At 61.8% G+C, this 14293-nt stretch carries 11 protein-coding genes; 4 read left to right on the top strand and 7 right to left on the bottom strand.

The window, feature by feature from the left end; all coding sequences use genetic code 11:
* Positions 1–70 precede the first annotated feature (70 nt).
* Positions 71–508 (top strand): hypothetical protein, encoded by a 438-nt coding sequence (locus ACR9Y2_RS06745; RefSeq protein ID WP_435040291.1) that lies wholly within the window; start codon positions 71–73, stop codon positions 506–508.
* Between the two features lie 544 nt (positions 509–1052).
* On the opposite strand, the gene ACR9Y2_RS06740 is transcribed toward ACR9Y2_RS06745, so the two are convergent.
* The gene (locus ACR9Y2_RS06740) at positions 1053–3533 is read right to left on the bottom strand and encodes a hypothetical protein (RefSeq protein WP_435040290.1); all 2481 of its coding nucleotides are present in this window, start codon (positions 3531–3533) and stop codon (positions 1053–1055) included.
* A 969-nt stretch (positions 3534–4502) separates the two neighbouring features.
* On the opposite strand from ACR9Y2_RS06740, the gene greB reads away from it, so the two are divergent.
* Positions 4503–5126 carry a transcription elongation factor GreB gene (gene greB / locus ACR9Y2_RS06735; protein ID WP_435040289.1) on the top strand — a complete coding sequence of 208 codons (624 nt, stop codon included), beginning with the start codon at positions 4503–4505 and terminating at the stop codon, positions 5124–5126.
* Positions 5127–6500: 1374 nt separating this feature from the next.
* Here greB and ubiG read toward each other — a convergent pair.
* Positions 6501–7307 carry a bifunctional 2-polyprenyl-6-hydroxyphenol methylase/3-demethylubiquinol 3-O-methyltransferase UbiG gene (gene ubiG, locus ACR9Y2_RS06730; protein WP_435040288.1) on the bottom strand — a complete coding sequence of 269 codons (807 nt, stop codon included), beginning with the start codon at positions 7305–7307 and terminating at the stop codon, positions 6501–6503.
* Between the two features lie 23 nt (positions 7308–7330).
* Complete coding sequence (locus ACR9Y2_RS06725; protein WP_435040287.1) at positions 7331–7870, bottom strand: DUF4405 domain-containing protein; 540 nt, start codon at positions 7868–7870, stop codon at positions 7331–7333.
* 147 nt (positions 7871–8017) lie between these two features.
* Here ACR9Y2_RS06725 and ACR9Y2_RS06720 point away from each other — a divergent pair, with 147 nt between their 5' ends.
* Positions 8018–8743: a helix-turn-helix transcriptional regulator gene (locus ACR9Y2_RS06720; RefSeq protein ID WP_435040286.1), complete on the top strand. Its 726-nt coding sequence runs from the start codon at positions 8018–8020 to the stop codon at positions 8741–8743.
* A gap of 381 nt (positions 8744–9124) precedes the next feature.
* On the opposite strand, the gene ACR9Y2_RS06715 is transcribed toward ACR9Y2_RS06720, so the two are convergent.
* The 4 genes from ACR9Y2_RS06715 to ACR9Y2_RS06700 all read right to left on the bottom strand — a co-directional run bounded on the left by ACR9Y2_RS06715 (position 9125) and on the right by ACR9Y2_RS06700 (position 12588).
* Entirely contained in the window at positions 9125–10468 is a 1344-nt protein-coding gene (locus ACR9Y2_RS06715; RefSeq protein ID WP_435040285.1) for a YdcF family protein, read from the bottom strand.
* 79 nt (positions 10469–10547) lie between these two features.
* Positions 10548–11264 carry an ABC transporter permease subunit gene (locus tag ACR9Y2_RS06710; RefSeq protein WP_435040284.1) on the bottom strand — a complete coding sequence of 239 codons (717 nt, stop codon included), beginning with the start codon at positions 11262–11264 and terminating at the stop codon, positions 10548–10550.
* The gene (locus ACR9Y2_RS06705; protein ID WP_435040283.1) at positions 11261–12148 is read right to left on the bottom strand and encodes an ABC transporter ATP-binding protein; all 888 of its coding nucleotides are present in this window, start codon (positions 12146–12148) and stop codon (positions 11261–11263) included. Before ACR9Y2_RS06705 ends, ACR9Y2_RS06710 begins: the two co-directional genes overlap by 4 nt.
* A complete protein-coding gene (locus ACR9Y2_RS06700; protein ID WP_435040282.1) occupies positions 12145–12588 on the bottom strand; it encodes a GntR family transcriptional regulator in 444 nt (147 codons plus the stop codon). The genes ACR9Y2_RS06705 and ACR9Y2_RS06700 overlap by 4 nt, the downstream gene beginning before the upstream one ends.
* A 256-nt stretch (positions 12589–12844) precedes the next feature.
* On the opposite strand from ACR9Y2_RS06700, the gene ACR9Y2_RS06695 reads away from it, so the two are divergent.
* Complete coding sequence (locus tag ACR9Y2_RS06695; protein WP_435040281.1) at positions 12845–14170, top strand: hypothetical protein; 1326 nt, start codon at positions 12845–12847, stop codon at positions 14168–14170.
* Positions 14171–14293 lie beyond the last annotated feature (123 nt).

Genomic DNA, 14293 nt, shown 5'->3' with positions numbered 1-14293 from the left:
CTGTTGGGCCCAGAAGCCTGAGACAAAACCGGGCTCTGAGGGATTGAGGGTTCGGAGCGTTTGCGATGTGATGCAGCATGCGAAGAAGCTGCGGGGCAAGCTGATTTCGGTGGCGGGCACCCTTGATGTCAAGACGGGTGATCTGCGGGCTGCTTGCGAGAGTTGTCCGTCCGCGCTGAGGACAGGCGGGATCGAGTGGCCGAGCACGCTGTACGTTTGGGTGGTGTCTTCGGAACTTCGCCGGCACCTCGAAGCGTTATCGGCGGAGTTGCCAGGAACGAGGGTGCCGGTGATCCTGGTGGGCTACGTGCAGACCCGTGAGCAGCTTCGGGGCAAGATCGAGGGGAAGGCCCGAGTGGGCAACGGCTTTGGACCTTTCGGGATGTTCGCCGCCGGCTTTTCCACTACTGGCCTCTGCACTCGTTCCATGGCGCTCACCTCATGCGAGTCAGGCCTTGTGAGGTTGGAAGAGCCGGGCTGTGAGGTTGTCAGTTTTGAGCACCAGTGACGGGTGCGCGCCGGACGGCCCAGTCGCGATGGCGAGGGTATGCGCGGTGGAGGCAGGTTCCGGGGGAGTGGGACCGACCTTACTTCCGGATGGCGTGTGGTCCAGGAGTAATCCGACCAATTCTCCGAGACGGCGACTTCTCGCTCACGTCAGTGCTTCGAACGATCCCTCGCAGAAATCCAGAAATCGAGGTAACGCACCCACCTCGGGCGCGTACCCCGAAATCCAATATGGAGCTACCCAAATATCCGCTCGTGTGCCGGCGCAGCGGCCTCTCGCCTGTCGGCCTGTTCTGGTTCTACGATCCCGCTGTTGTCCACGGCCTCCAACGCATACCGCGCGCCACCCGAAGACATCCTTCACCGCATCTGCCCGAATCCTGATCGAAGTGCAGTCTGACTGCTGCAGAAGACGCTGTGCCAGTGTGTGGGATAACCAGCCAGGGAGCTCGACTGGTTACGGTCGCTTTGGGTTCTAGGCTGGGCTCCTGTACTCGGTATGTTGAGGCGGCCCAGAATACATCGCGCCCGTTCCGTCCATATGATCAGCCAAGCCGGCTGCGTATTTCGTGGACCCTGCGCTCTGCCCAGGTACGAGTCTCCTGATCTTCGTGGGTGAGCGCAATATCTTCCAGAATACTAAGGTCGGTAAGTCTGTCGATTGCTTGGTGCCGCACTGATGCTTCAGGGTCGGAGCGCACAATCGCACCCAGGTCGGTACCTTCCGAAAGCCGAGAAACGGCAACCTGGCGGATGGCGGTGTCGCGCGAACGACGAGCCACACGTGCCAGCAGAACCGGGTCAAACAGATTCCGGATTGCCGAATACCTCAGACCATCGGCAGAATCGCCTGCAATCCGAGCCAGCACTTGTTGGCCGAAACCGAGTGGAATCGCCGCTGCCATCTCTTCCACGATTGTCTCAAGACACGCCCGATCCCGCACCTGACTCGCGGCCCAGGCGCGCACAGCGAATCGGCTCTCACTTCGATCCAAGGAACTTGCGATTGAGAACTCAAACGCAAGGCGTTCGTAGTATTCTGGTAGCGGCTTCCTCTGGAGTTCCTCTATAACCGCTTTACCGGACATTCTTCCAAGGGCTCGAAGTCGGACTACCCTAGACGTGTGCTGCGTCGCCACCAAAAGCAGACTGCGGTCGCTCAGACAATCGACTGCTTGGCAGCATACGCTCTCGTCAGGATCGGAGCCAACGATCTCCAAATTCGTAGAATCCCCGAGAATGCCACACCGGACCGCGGCGCGGCGGACAGCAGCCGAACTGTCAGTCATCGCTACTCGCCGAACGGTATCACGAAAGCCCTCCCAGAGCACTCCTTCCACCGCAGCCAACCTGACATTCTCATCCGAATCACATTCTGAAATACGGGCTATGATAGCCTGATCGCAAATCCGACGGCTGTTAATAGCGAGTATTCTTACGTTCGCCTCCGGAGCGTCTGTAGCTACTTTCGCCAAAGCTTCGGAGTGGAGCCGAGAGACAGCCCAACCCTGCGCCTCGACGCCCCAGTCTGGGGAATCATCGATCAGCATCCGCAACAACGCAGCGTCATTTATCCTGTTGATAGCACGGTACCTCAACGACTCGTCTGTTTTCGCATATTCGTAAATGACGTCCTCATCAGCAATCAAGTTCATGGCATCATTCCTGGCTTGCGCTGATGAGCCGCGCTTGGCGATTGTGCGGACCAGACCCTCATCCGTAATTCTGTTAAGTATCTCTATCCTCACCTTCTGAATGTCCTCCGCCAGCGCCAGTTCAAAAAGTAATTGCTGATGAGCGGCGGGGATGTGCTTAACCGCTTCAGATCGCACTGACGGGTCTGGGTCGGTTCTGGCAATTTCTTCTATTACAGTATCATCCCGTAATCGCCGCAGGGCGACGACTCTACACGATGGCTCGATGTCCCGGCGGGCGATCTCGGCGAGCTCCCCTAAGTCTGAGACAGACTCAATAGCAATGACTCTCACTCGCGGGTTCGACGAGCGCCTGGCAATGGCGGCACGACAAGATGCTTCCGAAATACGGGCGATGGCGGCGACCTGTACGTCGGGCTGAGGGCAATCGATCGCTAGCTGCATTAGGAGATCAACTTTGTCGATACGGGCGAGGGCGGTGCTTCGGACCTCGGCAGCAGCATCGATCGTCGCGATTTTACACAGGACATCTTGGTCGATAACTCGCGTGACTGCCTCCTTTCTAACGGAGGAGTACTCGTCCTTCGTTGCGACATCGCACAGCACCGACTGATCGAAAAGTCGAGCTACCGCGGTTCTTCTCGCCGTGTAGGATTCGGCTGACCGGGCCATTACAACAAGAAGATTCTGGTCTGCGATCCTGTTAATGGCAAGGGACCGAATCGAATCTGAGTCACTGCCTCTGGCAATCTGCGCGAGGTGGTCGTCGCATGTGATGCGCATGACAGCGACCTCTTTCGCGGCCGACTTATGAGACAGAGCAATAGTCGTCAAGAGATCTGCGTCGGTAATTGACTCGCAGGCGAGCTTTCCTAAAAGCGAAGGCGAGACGGCAAGTCGCAAAGCAGCAAAGCTGAGTTCCGGTCGTCTGAACTCGGCGGTGAGGTCCACCAACAGCGCCCCGAGCGCACCACAGCACGTATCGTGGATCTTACTACTCACTCCGGTGGGGAATACCACTCGAGTTGGCGGCGAGGAGGTGATGCCCCGCTTATGTGACCAAAGAAGAACGTCTCCCTGCCGCAATCTAGCTGTGGCAGTGCATCTGCTGCCGACACGGAGCGTTTTGTATACCGTGCGGACACGGCCCTGGTCCGGTATTTGTTCATAATCGGCGTAGATGTCCTCGGCTTCTATTGCGAGGCTGAAGCGGAAATCGACGTTGGATACGGCACTGGGAGGACGAAGGCCGCTGGCTAGCAGAAACTCCGTCCATGTTTCTCGTAATTCCTGCTGGAGCCCTAGGGTTCCAGCGGGCAATGCGAAGGAGCAGTCAATCCCAACGGTTTCCTCGAGAAGAGCTTGTGCCAAGTGGGACACCTTGCCACAAGTGGTACACCGGAACGAGTCCCAAGTGTGTGACTGGTCGCGTGTCAGGCCACATGCGTCACACCTGCAGCCCGCCCAGGAGTGTTCGGAATCGCGGGCGGAGCCACACTGTATGCATCTACAAGCCATCCAACCGTGGCGCGTTGCGCCGCAGGCCGAGCAGGTGCAGGCCGTCCAAGTGTGACGCTTGAGCCCGCAACGGCGGCATTCGCATTTCTCGAAGGCGTGGATACCTATGCTGCAGAGAATCATACCCACCTGTCTCCAATCGGCCACCGATTCTACCATTCGGCTCCGTTGTTGGGGGCGTTCTTCGGCACCAGCCCTGTTCGCCCGACATCCCGCTTGGAGTACAGCAACAAGAGAGTCTAGTATGCGTCTATAGTCAACGAGGAGCAGTCGGCCGCTAATCGTGTGGTGGAGAAGAAGTATTTGAGAAAGGGAGCGCGAAAGCAGCCTGTGACAAAGAGGTGACCGCCCCCAGATTCGGGCTTCGCTCGAATCGCGGCACCAGCTGGGTCATCGGTTCGAACCCAACGGAACCGTGCTGGTAGTTGAAGAGGTGACTCGCAGAGCCCGAGTTGTCCGGCGCCAGCGACACCTCACCTTGACGGATAACGCGCGAGCCGCCGAAGTGGATCAGCAGCAGCCACTGGGTGAGTGGTTGGCAAAGCCGAAGTTGAGACCTGCTGACGAACCTTGCCCGCCCAACTTCCCGATTGCGCGTGATTCGCTAGCAACTCGCGAGCGCAGGGTGGACTTCTGCGATCGGCGTGCCTTCGGGCGCGAGCGCCCGTGGCGGCGAGTCGGCTCAACGCGGATTGTGGCACGTGAAACAATCGGTAGGTAGAGGCACGCCTCCCAGGGAACCCGGACATCCGCGGTGCTTTCCGCGCCCCCTCCTCGTGGCCCCTGGTTCATCCGCGAGATTCGCGCGGGACGGACTAAGAAGTGCGAACAGCGTTTACTCGACAACCTCAACCGGACAAACCCGAATCGCCGGGCAAGAACTACATCGCGCCAGGCGGCCTGAAGCGTCTCAATGAGGAGTACCACTTTCTCGTCACCAGGGAACGCCCGGCCGTCACGGAGATGGTGTCGTGGGCGGCCGCCAACGGCGATCGCAGCGATAACGCCGACTATAAGTACGGGAAGCGGCGGCTGCGTCAGATCGATGGCCGGATTCGCTTTCTCCGCAAGCGAATCGAAGCTGCAGAAGTGGTCGACCCGGGCGCTCCGAGATCGGAGCAGGCCTCGGCAAGGGTATACTTTGGGGCCACTGTGCGCTGTGCCGATGCCACGGGTGCCGAACGTGTGGTCAGTATCGTGGGTTCCGACGAGGTCGATCTCAACCGCCACCACATCAGTTGGCTCTCGCCTCTGGGACGCGCATTGCTGAAGTCGGGGGAAGGCGACCGCGTAGAACTCAGGGCACCGGGCGGCACAACCGACCTGATTGTGCTTGAAGTGCGCTATGAGTGCATCGCGGTCGAACCATTCAGTGAACCGCCTTTTGCCGAATCCTCGTCAAAGGGGCTTTCTCGCAATTCCGATCCACCTGGCCGAAGCTCGTAGCTCGACACATGTACGTTACGGGCGGGCTTGAGGACGAGTGGCGAGTTGGCTTCTCCGGGTAGGTCATCGGCAATCCGCAGCTTGGACTGCTGCCGAATTGCTTCCCGTTGGCGCGTGGTTCAGGAGCGATGGTGCCCGGTGGTGAAAGTCCGAGAGGACGTCTACGCGCCCAAGTGACCTGCTGCTTTTCGATAACGCAGTCTTTCGGCCTTTATCAGGGAGAGTCGATTGCCTTTCGACGCTTACACGTGCAGATTCAAAACCCATAATATGCGCAGTGTGATCTTCGCTGTGAAAACGAAGCCACTGAGCAGAAGAGTCGCGCCGAGGCCACGCAATACTCTTGGGTACCAAGGTCGCACCGCGAACAGGCTGGCTGAAGCTCCAAGGTACCTTCGCGCAACAAAGAGTGCGTGCCCAACCAGCCAATCCGTGTGCCTAACCGCGGCAAACCCGGGCGCCGAGCTGATCGTCGCAGCCATCGCGTTCTCGGCCATGCTGCCTCTCCATATGAACTCTTCCGCTTGCACCACCTGAATCGAGCACGCGAACAAGCAGGACAGAACGGCGCGACTCATGAAACCATCTCCAGAACATTCTGACACCCAGACGAGAAGAATTGTGCCCGGACCGAAATCGCGGATGAGAGCGGGGATCTCGGAAACTTGCAGCCGGGGCCAACTACTCCCAACCCCTGAAGCGCCAGTCAGCGATCAAGTGCAGGACCGACTGCCGTGCCCCCTATTTCCACCCGGTCCAGCCGCCGTGTCACATTAGCGCGATTGTTGCACGCCACGGCATCGCGCCTTCAGTCCGGGTGTGGCTCGATCATCAATTGAACCGAGCCGAACGGGGCGCGAGTTCAAACGACCGCACGGTCGACATACGCAGTGATGTAGACCAGGAAGAGAAACGGGAGCAGCCGCATCGCAATCTTGTGTGGAACCGTAGAGGCGAAATCTGTGGTTCTGGTCGTCAAGGTGCTTCACCTCTCATTACGCTGCAGAGGGTCAGTGCCGGCGCGACGAGTAGATCGAGCATGTAACCGGTTGCCCCGTCCGGCCGGGTTGAGTTTCCGCGAGTCTGGAGAACGCCGCAGCGGACAGAATCGGGGGTGGACGCTGCGACTGGATGGCTTCGCGCAGGGGCATGCCGAGTGTGGCGGAGAAGCCAGGTTGGCGCACCCTGTTGAGTTCAGCAGGCAAAGACTGGAGCTGAGCTACACAACGCCGGCGGCCGGGCGGCGGAGTTGATTAGGGATGAGATTGAAGGGTATGCGCGGTGGAGGCAGGGTCCGGAGAGTGGGACCGACCTGACTTCCGGATGGCGCGTAACCTCACTGAGCATCCCATGTCCGCGGAAAATGCCGGGCGACTACCGGAGGGAACCATCGTCTGCATTCCGCGTCAAGGTACCCAGTTTCTGTGCGCATCCAATGTAGGAGACGCTGAGGTCGTCGGACTCTCGCAGCGTGAAGTGCTTCGCGATTTCCGGTCCGCGCAGTCGCCCGTTGCGAATTTGCCGCATCGTGTGCAGCAAGACCGCCGGGCTTCTTCCGGGGCTAATACCTTTCTGGTCGCGAGGCGAGAGTTGAGCCTGACTCATCATGGCGGCCAGTTCGCCGGGCTTGATGAACTTGCGCCATACGTGCACGTTCGGCGCGCTGAAGCCTGCGATGTGCCAGTCTTGCCAGAGCTTGATCGCGAGAAGCCAGCTCATGAAGGTTCGATTGACTGTGTCATAGAGGAATATGCCGCCAGTCCTGAGTGTCCGTGAAATCTCGCGAATAACCTGATTCGGATCGTGAACGTGTTCCAGGACATCGCAGCAACTGATGATGTCGAACGAACCGTCGGCGTATGGCAGGCATTCGCCACGCGCAACGCGGTAGTCGATCGCTAGCCCGCTGGCCGCTGCATGTTCCCGCGCAGCGGCGATGGAGTTGGCGGACGAATCGATGCCTGCGACGTCATAACCATCCCTGGCAAATGACTCTGTCAGAAAACCGCCACCGCACCCGACGTCCAATACGGCCTTTCCCGGCATGGCGAGCGCCTGCACGTGCCTCTGGAAGTAGCCGTATCGCACGGGATTCATGCAGAATCTGAGGCTCGTAATCTCGAACCCGGCCTGGTCGTCCCACCACACGTGGCCCAGGTCGTCGTAGATTCGGTTGTTCACTTCCATATTTCCTCTCACTTCCCTCACCACCCCATCGCCCGGCGGATCGAACGAAAGCGGCGCCGAACGTGAATGACTACCGCCGGAAGCACGATCAGCCCGGACCAATGATGAAGATCAATCCAGAAAAGCCTCTGCGGCGCCAACCCGCTCAGCGTCACCGGGCCGAACAAAGGCGGCGACCCGGACACCGCGAACCAAGCCGTCAATCCGGTCACGGAAACAACAGCAGAGCCGATGTACAACACCAGGTCGGCGCGCGAGACGTTGCCGGGCCTCCTGCCGAACACGCGTTCGAATTGGGCCTGGATCGGGCGCCAGTGCAACTGAACGTGCACTGCGACGGCCGCGAGGAACGCCAGCGCCGAGATTCGGTGAAGGTTCACCCACACGAGCCGGGACTGGCCGAGCGCCGAAGCCCGCAGCGCGCCTGCGCCCGCGTGAAAGTGCGTCAGCAGCAGAAGTCCGGTGCTAAGCACCAAAATCGCGGATCCAAGGGCCAGCATATTCGCCGAATTGTTCACCCGTGCGCGGGTCGGGGGGTGTCTGTCAACGAGCGTCATCTGATCTTCCTGCAATTAGCGTAGGCGGATCGAGACGGGAAATCTTGAACGAACCTGCTGAGCGATTCGTATTGTTAAGCAATGGAAAAGGATACGGCCGTAGCTCGCTCGTTCCTATGGCGCGGCGGCGCCCTCCATCTCCACTCGATGCAAGATGCGCTGATCCAACACGACCTTCACGCCCACTTTGCGATGCAACTGACCGTGGGTTTGCTTGAAACCGTGTCGTTACGGATTGGATACGGCGAGCCCGAGGGATTCGAGTCCGGCTGGCTAACTGGCTCCGGCCAATGCCACCTGATGGAGTGCAGTGGCGCGACCGTTGTGATTCTCATCGACCCGCTCTCGCAAATCGGGCAACGCCTTCGCGCCCGGTTGCATGGGTTGGGGCAGGCGCCTCTGTCCGAAGCCGAATGCGAGATAGTTCGCGGCGAGTTCGAGCGCGGACGTCAGGGAAGATGGGATGTGCCGAGTGTGCGCGCCGCCGTCGCTCAAATAGTGGATCTGCTCGCGCCAGGTGTAATTGCGGCCGATCCCATCGACCCGAGAGTTCGTTCGGCGATCGAGTCTCTCAGGCTGGAATCGGATGAGAACATCAGCCTTGCCGATCTTGCCGCCAGAGCTGGCCTGTCCGAGAGCCGATTCGCCCACCTGTTTCGACGCGATGTGGGGTTGCCTATGCGGCAGTACCGTCTCTCCCTACGCATTGAAGAGGCGTTCACGCAGATTGCTCTGGGATTTTCGCTGACCGAGGCCGCTCACGCTGCCGGCTTTTCGGATTCGGCACAGTTCTGCCGCATCTGCCGGCGCATGTTCGGGAGTGCTCCCTCGTGTCTCCCCGATTTCGAAACCGAGGACGCGCACCGGCCGTAAGGCTGAAAGCAACCGTGGAAGATCGCGTGATGCTTGCGCCCCTGCGTTGCAGAGGAGTACCTGTTTCGGGTGAATCGTCGCCAACCCGGAAGTCGGACCAGGTTTCTCGCTGCCTACCACCTCCTCGCCTGAGCGGGCCCACTGCGGCCATTCCCGGGACCTGCGCCGACCTTCCTGCCGGGTGATCCTCGAACTGGAACCTGAATGGTCGTAAGAGAGCGTGTGGGGCCAGATCTCTTTCTTGCTCTGCCTGGCCCATCCTCTGAGCGGTCGCGCGCTGGAGAGGCCGCCTTCGTTGGGGATTGCCTGTCTTGCGCGCCTGCGACTCCGTCCCACCAGGGCTACCCGGAATTCGGGCAGCCCTGGTGGACACGGGCGGTCTTACGGATCGAGCAGGTCCGTTGCGTCGGCGTGGAGCGAGTCGATCAGCGGGGTGAACTCGAGATCGAAGGGGGAGATGCGCGACAGCAGGCGGACGGGTTCGTAGCCGAAGTCGCGGACACAGCGTTCCAGGAAGGCCGGGGTCTCGATGGTGGCGCTGTGGAGTTGATCGGTGAGGATGAGGCCCTTGCGATCGGCGGGGATGCCGTAGCGGAAGATGAGCCGCGCTGCATTGCGGAGGTTGGTGGTGGTGCGGCGCGCCTGCGGGTCGACGATGATGGCGTCCTCGGGGATGCCGAACTCCGTGCGCAGGGCCTTTTTCATCTCCATGGCCTCACTGTAGGGCGTGAGGTTGGGGTGGACATAGCCTCCGGTGACGAGCAGGAACGGGGCCTTCTTCTCGCGGAATTCGCGGACGGCGACCATCAGGCGGAGGCGGCCGACGGGGGCGAGGGCGACGCCGTCACGTTCGGGCCCGTTGCCGAGGACCACGATGACGGTATAGGGATAGTTCGCCCACTGGGTGGTGGCGATGCGAGCCACGGCGGCGCGATTTTCGCCGGCTTCCAGCGGCTCGTGGCGGCCGGCTTCGTCGTGGCCGTGGAGCAGGAGGAGCTCGATGGAGAACTTCAGTGTTGGCTGGAAGAAGAGCTCGAGCGACTTGGGATCGCTGCCGACGATGCCGGCCATGATCTGAACCATGCGGGCGAAGGCGGGCGATTTGACGTCGTAGGAGGTGAGGTCGAAGCGGGGTCCGCGGGGTGGTTGGGCCGGAGCACCGGGCGCGGCCTGCGGTGGCGGACCGCCCGGAGGAGGACCCGGCATGCGCTGCGGCGGTTGGCCAACGGCGAAGAGGTCGATGGCGCGGTTCATCTTGCGGGCGGCGTCTTCCCAGGCGGTTTCGAGGAGGGCTGCGGAGGGTTTCGCGTGATAGCGCTGAAACATGCCGGAGGGGCGCAGGACGCCGTCGACGAAGCGGGCCATGGCCGGGTTGGCGGCGAGGCGGGCGAGGGCGGCGCGCGCCTGGGCGATCTCCTCGTCGGACCAGCGCATGGCTTTGGCGTAGCACTCGACATCGGCGGCGCAGGTGCGCGGCGCATCGAGGAGGGCGGAGCGTTTGGCGGTGGCGATCTGGGTGAGAGCGGGGTCGGCTTGGATGAGGGCGCGGACGGAGGGGCTCTGCTCGATGGAGGAGAGGAGGTAGAAGTTCTTGTCCTGGACCGGGTGGTGGAGGGTGAGCGGCGCGGGTCGTGGCGCGGCGTGGGTGAGAAGGGTGAGGAGGAGGAAGAGGGCCGGAGCGTGCCGGAGACCGTGGAGGTGACCGTTCGTCCGCGAAGTGAGCATGATGGTGTCCTTGCTGGTGCCGGGTGGGCACGTTGCTGCCATTGTAGCGGGGGGCGGAGTTGCAGGGCTGACGGCGCCTCTAGAAGTCCCGGCGCTCCAGGTTCCTCAGTGCGAGGCCTACCAGCGCGAGGGCGGCGCCGGCGTTGGCCGCGATGCCCCACCAGGGCCAGCCTCTGGTGAGGTGCCAGGCGGCGTCCATGTGCTGGCGGCCTGTCATGTAGGCTCCATACTCGCTGTGCGGAGCTACGGCGTTGGCCACCATGCCGCAGGCAAACACGAACCCGATTCCGACGGCCACCGACGCAAATTCGTTCTGGAAGAGGGAGGAGCACAGGATGCCGACCGCGAAGGTAGCCAGACCTGTGAGGAAGAGGAGCAGGGAGAATTTCGCCGCGTCCCAGGGGGAGTAGCTCCAGCCCAGCAGTGCGGCCATGAGGGGGACGACGCCGGCTGGGATCAGGGCCAGCACCAGGGATTGGCCCAAGGCGAGCAGGGTTCGCACGGCCAGCCAGCGGCGCCGGCTCACCGGCAGCGAGAGGCTGAACAGGCAGGAACCCAAAGCCTGTTCGCGAACCAGCCCGCCGGCGGCCAGCAGCAAGGCGCTGAGCGTCCAGCCAAAGGCGATACGTGTGAAGTAAGACTTCCACACGAACTGGCCAAACTGATCGGCGGGAATACCGAGCCGCGGCATCAACAGCCGGGCCTGGCCGATGTCCATTGCGGCGATGGCGGTGACCAGCAGCAGGCCGGCGGCGAAGCGCCAGCGGCTCTCCAGCCAGGCTTTGTACCAGATCATTGCGCTTGCTCCTGCACTACCTGGAGAAACAGCTCCCTCAAATTCACTGGATGCGATTCAACGCTCAGGGCGCCCAATTGCCGCAGCCCCGCGACCGCCGTCTCCGCCTGGCCATTCGTCAAGGCGCTCAGGACATGCCCCTCGGTCTGCGTGTGCAGCAGGTTGAGCGGCCGCAGGGCTTCCAGCGGAGGCGCGCCGGCGAATACGGCATTCAGGCGGCGGTACTTCGAACGCAGCTCATCGAGCCGGCCCTCGAGCACCACTTGCCCGCGCTTCAGGATGAAGACCTGGTCAGCGATGCGCTCAGCTTCCGAGAGTTGGTGGGAGGAGAAGAAGACGGTGGCTCCTTCGGCGGCCGACCGTACGACCTCCTGCAGCATGACCTCGGTAACAACGGGATCCAGTCCTTCGCTGGGTTCATCGAGAATCAACAGCTCAGCGCCACGGGCGAGCGCCAGGATCAGCGCCAGTTTGGTGCGCATGCCTTTCGAGAGCTGTTTCACCTTGCGATCCAGGGGCAGCTCAAAGCGGACCAGCAGCTCTTGTTCGCGATGCGGCTGCCAGGTGGGATAGAACGAGCGGGTGAAGGCCAGCATCTGGCGCACGCTCATGTATCCGTAGAGCAGTTTGTCCTCGCTGACGAAGCCGGTGCGGCGCCGGATCTCGAGGCTGGCCGTGGGATCGGTGATGTCGCGGCCCAACACCTGGCCGGTCCCCGAGGCCGGGCGCGTCATGCCCAGCAGCATCTTGATGGTGGTGCTTTTGCCGTGGCCGTTCGGGCCGAGGAAGGCGCTGATGCCGCCGCTGGGGACGCGCAGGCGGAGATCGGACACAGCCACAACCGGGCCATAGTTTTTGGTGAGCCGGCTGGTCTCGATGATCACTTGGGCCGCCCTTTCCGCGCATCCACTTCGCCGGTGTTCAGCAGTTCGGCTTCGAAGATGCGGCGGATCTCGTCCTCCAGCAGCCCGCGCCCGCGCAGCTTCTCCACCAGGCTATGGACCTCGGCCTTGGCTGAGAGCAGTTTGCCCGCGGCTTGCGGGTTGCGCTCGGCGTCCAGGACATAGGCTCCGGCGCCCTGGCGCAGCTCGATGATGCCGGCGAATTCCAGCTCCATGTAGGCCTTGACCACGGTATTGGGACTCACCACGAGCTCCTGCGCGAGGGCGCGCACGCTGGGCAGTTGGTCGCCGGGCAGCAGGGCGCAGATCTCGACGGCGTGTTTGATCTGTTCGACCAGTTGGACGTAGATGGGCAGTCCGGAGGCGGGGTCGAGGCGAAGGAGGTGCTGTTTCACTGTAATGGTGTGATGGTACAGTGACAATCCGGAGCCGTCAAGGATTTTCGAGGCGGGGGGGGAAACCGCTGCGCATTCCTTGGCCTGGGCCGCAGGCTTCGCCGTTCCGTCCAAAAGGCGCCGCGTGGTAAAAAGAGTGAGAGGTCAGGAGTCAGCCGCCGGGCTGCCGCAGTTACGCGCCACGGCCTACTGGGACCTTCCGAGCTGCCAGCCGACGCACTCCTTCGCGCTGCCGGATTCCGGCGTTTGTCGACATTCTCTAGAGGAAAAGCAGGAACTTTGCATGTTTGGACGCGGTAATTGGGCCATTCTCGGGCTCGCGAAAGAGTCGCTGGAAGTCTTCAGAACCAACCTGGAAAACCAGTTGCTGATGGCGGCTTCGTCCCAGATGGCGGCGTCGGCGATCGCGCGGCTGTATGGGGCCGATGCGCTGGGGTTCAACCCGTTCAGCGCTCCGCGGTTGGACGAGGAGCAGGAGCTCAACGAGGAACAGCAGGCGGAGCTGGCGAAGTTTGCGATTACTGAGCGGGAAGAGGGTTCCGAGGAGACGCTGCCGGAAGAGATCCTGGCAGACAAGGGCTATGCCGTTTCGGCGGAGCGGTTCCAGTTGCACCCGACGATGCCCTGGTTTGGAATGTGGGCTGTAGCGAACGACTGGAAGAAGGCGAGCGACCTGCCCTCCGTGAAAGAGCAGCGGTCGTATGTACTGCTGGAGCGGCCTTACCGGTTTCTGCAGGCCACCGATAAGAAGACGGTGGACCAGGAGACGCTGGGCGTCACCACGATTGTCCGCAAGCAGGTGCCGGTGCTGCTGGACTTCAACGAGGGCCGGGTTTACATCGAGAGCACGAACAAGCTGCTGATCTACCGGATCATTGTCCGGCTGAACCTGCTGGCGGCCCAGACGATCCCGGTGGCGTGGACGTTTGGCACCCCGAACTGGACGGAGGTAATCCTCAACCGGCTGTACGAAAAGACCGGGTATGAGGACGACTTCGTGAAGCGCGCCGAGGAGGCGAAGCGGTTCACGGCGAAAGAGATAGAGAAGCTGGAGGACCGGGCGCTGGAAGCCATTGTGGCGAATTACTTCTCGATGACCGAGCTGCCGGGCGGGCTGTGGGCGGGGATCTCCGGGCCGGCGATGATCCGGCTGCACGCTACGGCTCCGGCGATTGGGGTGAAGGCTCCGACGAGCGCGACCACGCTGCTGAGGATGACGAGCGACACCGGGATTGTTTCGGGCGTCCTCACCTTCCAGGAGTGCATCCCGGTGCTGAACAAGGAAGGCGTGGAGCGGATCATCCGGCGGGACCTGGTGCGGGTGCAATTGAACGACAAGATCAACCTGACCGACGTCGGGGCGGCGATGCTGAGGGGCTTCGACCTTTCCACGCACAAGAAGGATGTCCAGCGCGAGATCAAGCAGACGAAACAGGTGCCGTCGATCCCGCAATTCTGGGGCAACTGGCTGCACCAGTTGGGCAACGCCGTACGCACGATTGAGGGGGCGTTCCGCGAGGTGTTGGATGTGGATGGGGACCAGGAGGGCGGGATCGTGCCGATGCAGGTTCCGGAGAAGGTGGAGGCTGGGGAGCCGGTTAGCGCTTGAGGTGAGCTTTGAGAGTGCCTGATTTCGCCGGCTGCGGCTGCCTTCTGGGGATGGGGGGAGTTCGGTGGGCTATCCGGCTCACTTACGTTCGCGGCTCTATTTGTGGTGGCGGCCGTTGTGATG

Source organism: Paludibaculum fermentans (assembly GCF_051172195.1).
GTDB lineage: Bacteria > Acidobacteriota > Terriglobia > Bryobacterales > Bryobacteraceae > Paludibaculum > Paludibaculum fermentans_A.
This window is presented reverse-complemented; position numbering and strand designations above follow the sequence as displayed.